Here is a 6,218-nt window from a genome sequence, read left to right as displayed (position 1 = left end):
GGTGTGGTGGGGGAGGAGTGTGTGGGGTGGGGTGGTGTGGGTGAGGGCGTTGAGGTGGGTGGGGACGATTTTGTAGTGGTCGATGGGGTGGTCGTTCAGGTAGGCGGCGAGGTGTTGGGGGTCGGTGATGGTTTGAGCCGGCCCTATGTGGAGGGTTCCGCCGGTGGTGAGGCTGGTGAACAGGATGGTGTTGGCGAAGTCGGTGACGGTGTTTTGGAGGAGGAGGTAGGTGGCGTGTGGTTGGCCGATGCCAAGGCGTGTCGGAGCGACGGTGAGGTAGTTGACGAGATTGCGGTGGGTGATTTTGACGGCTTTGGGGCGGCCGGTCGAGCCTGAGGTGTAGATGAGGTAGGCGGTTTGCTGAGGGTGCACGGTTGTGTCGGGTGCCGTGGTGGCCTGCGCGGACAGGACGGCCTGGGTATCGGAGTCGTACAACGTGACGACCGGTACGTCTCCGACAGCAGGAGCGTCGGCACCTGTGATGACAGCGGCGGCGCCACTGTCGGCGAGTTGGTAGGTGAGGCGCTCGGCGGGGTGCTCGGGGTCGAGGGTGAGGTAGGCGGCGCCGGTTTTCCAGATGGCGTGGATGGCGATGATGGCTTCGGGTCCGGTGGGGAGACAGAGGGCGACGATCTGTTCGGTGCCGATACCTAGCGTTTGAAGGTGGTGGGCGAGCTGGTTGGCGCGGGCGTCGAGTTGGGCGTAGGTGAGCGGGATGTCGTCGTGGATGACGGCGGTGGCGTCGGGCCGGAGGGTGGCTTGTGCGGCGATCAGTTCGTGGACGCCGTTAAACGGGAGGAGTTCGGCGGTAGCGGAGTTCCAGTCGACGGTGAGCTGCTGGTGCTCGGCCGCGGTGAGGATCGAAAGAGCCGACACGTGCTGGCCGGGGTCGCTGGTGATCGCGGCGAGCACATGGGTGAAGTGGCCCATCATGCGGCGGATGGTGGCCTCGTCGAACAGGGCGGTGCTGTATTGGATTGAACCAATGAGCGATCCGTCGGGATTGTGGCCCATGGTCAGGCTGAGGTCGAATTTCGCGGGAAGCGCGTCAGCCGACGATTCCAGGGATGACGTGGGAGAAACGACGGTGACGGCCGTCGTGTAATTGAAGAAAGCCTGGAACAGCGGGGTGCGGGAGCGGTCACGGGCGATGTTCAGGTCGTCGATGAGTTGCTCGAACGGTAAGTCCTGGTGGGTGTAGGCGGCCAGTGCGGTGGCGCGAATCTGGGCCAGCAATTCGGTGAAGGTCAGGTCGCCGCTCAAGTCGGCACGGAGCGCCAGGGTGTTGACGAAGAAGCCGATGAGTTGTTCGGTCTCCGGGTGGTTGCGATTGGCGACGGGTGTGCCGACGATCAGGTCGTCCTGGCCGGTGTATTTGGTCAGCAGGACGTTGTAGGCGGCCAGCAGCGTCATGAACATGGTGCCGGAGTTCTGCTGGGAGATTTCCTGCAGCCGCCGGGTCGTCTCCGCATCGAGTTGGAAACGGACGGCCGCGCCGGCCGTCGAGCGGATGGCGGGACGCGGGCGGTCGGTGGGCAGGTCCAACTGCGGCGGATCGGCCAGTTGGGTGCGCCAGTAGGCGAGCTGTTCGTCCAGCACCGCATCGCTCAGGCGTTCGCGCTGCCAGACCGCGAAGTCGGCGTACTGGATGGTCAAGGGCGGCAACGGGTTCGGCCGCCCGGACCGGAACGCCTCGTACAGGGCCTGGAGCTCGCGGCCGAGAATGTCGGCCGACCACTCGTCGGAGACGATGTGGTGCATGCAGAGCGCGAGCACGTGCTCGTCGTCGGCCAGCCGGAGGAGACTGCCGCGGATCAGCGGGCCGTTGGCCAGGTCGAACGGCGTCGCCGTATCTGCGGCCACCCACTCGCGCGCCGCCCGGAAGGGGTCGGCCTCATGAGACAGTTCGATCATCGGCAGGTGAAAGGCCGATGGTGGGTCGATGACCTGCTGAGGAATGCCGTCGTTGTCGGCGACCAGGCGGGTGCGCAGCACCTCGTGTCGCTCGATGACGGCGTCCAGAGCCGCGCGCAGGGCGGCCACGTCCAGCTCACCGCTCAGCGGCATGGGGGACGGGACGTTGTACGCGACCGACCCCGGCTCCAGCTGGTCCAGGAACCACAGCCGCTGCTGAGCGAACGACAACGGCATCAACCGGTCACGCGAGACGGCCAGGATGGGCGCAGGCCGGTCAACGCTCGCCGCGATCTCCCGCTGCTGGAGAATGTCCATCAACTCCGAGCGGTGCTGGGCGACCTTTTCCCGGAGTTCCTCGGTCAGCGCGCCCTTCGGCGCCAGAATGCGCAAGCGGTCATCAGCCAGATAGAGATGTACGCCTCTTAGTTCGAGCTCATCGAAGAGGTCGGCAGGCGAAATCGTCATCTCGAATCTCCATCCCGGTCGTAGTTTTCCGGCTCCGAAAGCGCGTCCAACACTTGCGCGATCTCGTCGCTCGGCATCTGTTCGATCTCCAGCCAGACCTGTTCCTCGATGTGCGTGGCGAGATCGCGAATGGTGGGGTGGTCGAACAGGGCGGCGAGCGTTATGTCGGTGGTGAATGTGGTGCGAATGCGGGTGACGACCTGGGTGGCGAGGAGTGAGTGTCCGCCGAGGTCGAAGAAGTTGTCGGTGGTGCCGATCTGGCCGATGTTGAGGAGGTCGGCCCAGATCCCGGCCAGTAGCTCCTCCGTCATGGTGGCGGGCGGCTGGTAGACGTCGGCGAGGTCGGGGCGGCTGAGGTCGGGAGCGGGCAGGAGGGCGCGGTCGAGCTTGCCGTTGGAGGTCAGCGGGAAGGCGGCCAGCTCGATGAAAGCCGCCGGGACCATGTAGTCCGGCAGGCTCTGGAGGAGGAACTGCCGCAGCTCACCGACGGCCGGGACGCCGGCGGTCGGATCGGCCGGGATGAGGTACGCGATCAGCCGCTGATCGTTGAGGACGATCAACGCCGCGTTGATGGCGGGGTGTGTGGTGAGGGTGTGTTCGATTTCGGCGGGTTCGATGCGGTTGCCGCGGAGTTTGATTTGGTGGTCGTTCCGGCCGAGGTAGTCGATGGTGCCGTCCGGGTTCCAGCGGGCTTGGTCGCCGGTGCGGTAGAGGCGTTCGCCGCCTGGGGCGGCGATGAAGCGTTCGGCGGTGAGGGCTGGTCGGTGGTGGTAGCCGCGGGCCAGGCCGATGCCGGCGATGTAGAGGTCGCCGGGCACGCCGATGGCCGTGGGTTGCAGGCGGCGGTTGAGGATGTGGATGTTCGTGTTCGCGATGGGGGCGCCGATGGGCGGCGCGTCGGCGGTCGTGCCCGGCACGCAGGTATAGGCGGTGACGTCGATGGAAGCTTCCGTCGGGCCGTACAGGTTGGCGATGGTGGTGTCGGGGTGATGGGTGTGGAAGCGGGCGACGTCATGGCCGTTGAGAGCTTCACCGCTGCAGATGATCAGGCGCAGGGGGGTCTTGGGTGGTGAAGTGTGGTGCTCGGCGAAGTGGTGGAAGAGCGAAGGGACGAAGTGGGCCACGGTCACCGTGTGCTGATGGATCACGGCGGTCAAGTACTCGGGGTCGGCGTGGCGGCCGGGTGCGGCGAGGATCATGCGGGCGCCGGTGGTGAGGGGCCAGGTGAGTTCCCAGAGGGAGACGTCGAAGGTGGTGGGGGTTTTGTGGAGGATGTGGTCGTGGGTGGTGAGTTGGTAGGTGTTCTGCATCCAGGTGATGCGGTTGATGAGTCCGGTGTGGGGGATGAGGACGCCTTTGGGGCGTCCGGTGGAGCCGCTGGTGTAGATGAGGTAGGCGGCCTGGCCAGGGAGGGTCGCCACCTCGGGTGGGCTGGTGGGACGATCGTCCAGGTCTGCCTGGGTGGTCGGGTCGTCCAGGTCGAGGGCTGCCACGCCGGTCGTGGCGGGCGTGTCTTTGCCGGTGATGAGGAGGTCGGCTCCGCTGTCGTCCAGCATGTAGGCGAGGCGGTCGGCGGGATGGTCGGGGTTGAGCGGGAGGTACGTGCCACCGGCTTTCCAGATGGCGAGCATGGCGACGATGAGGTCGAGGCTGCGGGGCAGGCAGACGCCGATCACGCTCTCTCGGCGCATGCCGTGGGCGTGCAAGTGGTGGGCGAGCTGGTTGGCCCGGGCTTCGAGTTCGCCGTACGTGAGGGTGGCGTCGTCCAAGGCGACGGCGATGGTGTCGGGGTAGGTACCGGCGTGCGGGGTGATGAGTTCGTGGATGCCGGTGACGGCCGGCGTGGGGCTGTCGGTGGTGTTCCAGACGGCCAGGGACTGCTCATCCGCCGGCGGTAGGGAGGGCAGGCAGGAGAGGTGGGTGGCCGGCTCGTTGATGATCGCGATGAGCAGCTGGGTGAAATGCTCCGCCAAGCGCTCGATGGTTGCCGGGTCGAAGAGGGCGATGCTGTATTGGAACGAGCCGATCAGCCGGCCGTCGGTGGTGGGCTCCATGGTCAGGCTGAGGTCGAACTTGACGGGCAGCGGCTCATCTGACGAGGTCAGCGGTGCTTCGGCCGGGGTGGTGGCGTAGTCGAAGAGGGTCTGGACGAGCGGGGTGCGCGAGCGGTCGCGGGTGATGTGGAGCTCGTCGATGAGCTGCTCGAAGGGCAGGTCCTGGTGGGTGAAGGCGGCCAGGGCCGTGCCTCGGATGTGGGTCAGGAGGTCGGCGAACGTCGGGTCGCTGCTGAGGTCGGCTCGCAGGGCGAGGGTGTTGACGAAGAAGCCGATGAGTTGTTCGGTTTCGGCGTGGTTGCGGTTGGCGACGGGCGTTCCGACGATCAGGTCGTCCTGACCGGTGTGTTTGCTCAGCAGGACGGTGTACGCGGCCAGCAATGTCATGAACATCGTGCTGGCGTTCTGACGGGAGATCTCCTGCAGCCGTCGGGTGGCTGCGGCGTCCAGGTGGAAGGTGATCGCGGAGCCGTCGGTGGAGCGCACGGCTGGACGCGGTCGGTCGGTCGGCAGGTCGAGCACCGGCGGATCGGCGAGTCGGGTGCGCCAGTAGCCGAGCTGCTCCTCCAGCACCGGCCCGGCGAGCCAGTCACGCTGCCACTTCGCGAAGTCCGCGTACTGAACCGTCAGCGGTGGCAGCGGATCGGACCGCCCGGCACGGAACGCCTCGTACAGAGCCGTCAGCTCGCGACCCAGAATGTCGGCCGACCACTCGTCGAACACCACGTGGTGCATGCACAGCGCGAGGATGTGCTCGTCGTCGGCCAGGTGGAGCAGGCTGCCACGGATGAGCGGGCCGGCGGCCAGGTCGAACGGGATGGCCGAATCGGCTGCCACCCACGTACGGGCCGCATGCGGGGGCTCCGCGTGCTCGGCCAGATCCACCACGGGTAGCTCGAACGATGACGGCGGGTCGATGACCTGCTGAGGAATGCCGTCGGCGTCGGCGACCAGGCGGGTGCGGAGCACCTCGTGCCGCTCGACGATGGTGTCCAGAGCTGCCTTCAGGGCGACCACGTCCAGTTCCCCGCTGAGCGGGATGGGGGAGGGGACGTTGTATTCGACCGAGGCGGGGTCGAGCTGTGCGAGGAACCAGAGTCGCTGCTGGGCGAACGACAGCGGCAGCGCCTGATCCCGGGGCACTGCCACGATGGGCGGCCGCATCGGGTCGGCGGTGGCCTGGTCGACGACTATGGACAGCTCGGCGATCGTGGGCCGGTCGAACACGTCCGCCAGGCTGATCTCGCTGCCGAACGTGGCCCGGATGCGGGAGACCGCCTGAGTGGCGAGGAGTGAGTGTCCGCCGAGGTCGAAGAAGTTGTCGGTGGTGCCGATCTGGTCGAGGTTGAGGAGGTCGGTCCAGATGGCGGTGAGGAGTTCTTCGGTGGGGGTGGTGGGTGGCTGGTAGGCGCTGGCCAGCTCGGGTCGGTTGCCGTCGGGGGTGGGGAGTGCGGTGCGGTCGATTTTGCCGTTGGGGGTGAGGGGGAAGGCAGCGAGTTCGATGAAGATCGCGGGGATCATGTGGTCGGGCAGGGTGGCGCGTAGGTGGTCGCGTAGTTCGTTGACCGGTGGGATCGGTTCTTCGCCTGGTACGAGGTAGGCGATGAGGCGTTGTTGGTGGGTGGTGATGAGGGCGTTGGTGATGGTGGGGTGGCTGGTCAGCGCGTGTTGGATTTCGGTGGGTTCGATGCGGTAGCCGCGGAGTTTGATTTGGTGGTCGTTTCGGCCGAGGAAGTGGATGTGGCTGTTGGGGTTCCAGTGGGCTTGGTCGCCGGTGCGGTA

The 6,218-nt window shown here is 66.5% G+C and carries 2 protein-coding genes; both read right to left on the bottom strand.

Annotated elements, in window-relative coordinates; genetic code table 11:
* A partial coding sequence (locus tag KME78_RS63345; protein WP_219539901.1) for a condensation domain-containing protein occupies positions 1–2,382 on the bottom strand: 2,382 nt, incomplete at its 3' end.
* Positions 2,379–6,218: non-ribosomal peptide synthetase (locus tag KME78_RS63340; protein ID WP_219539900.1), on the bottom strand; the 3,840-nt coding region annotated here is incomplete at its 5' end. The genes KME78_RS63345 and KME78_RS63340, both read right to left, overlap by 4 nt.

It is taken from the genome of Nonomuraea guangzhouensis (assembly GCF_019396345.1).
In the GTDB taxonomy this organism is placed as follows: Bacteria; Actinomycetota; Actinomycetes; order Streptosporangiales; family Streptosporangiaceae; genus Nonomuraea; species Nonomuraea guangzhouensis.
The sequence above is the reverse complement of the archived record's forward strand: the minus strand, read 5'-3'. Positions and strand labels throughout refer to the sequence as shown.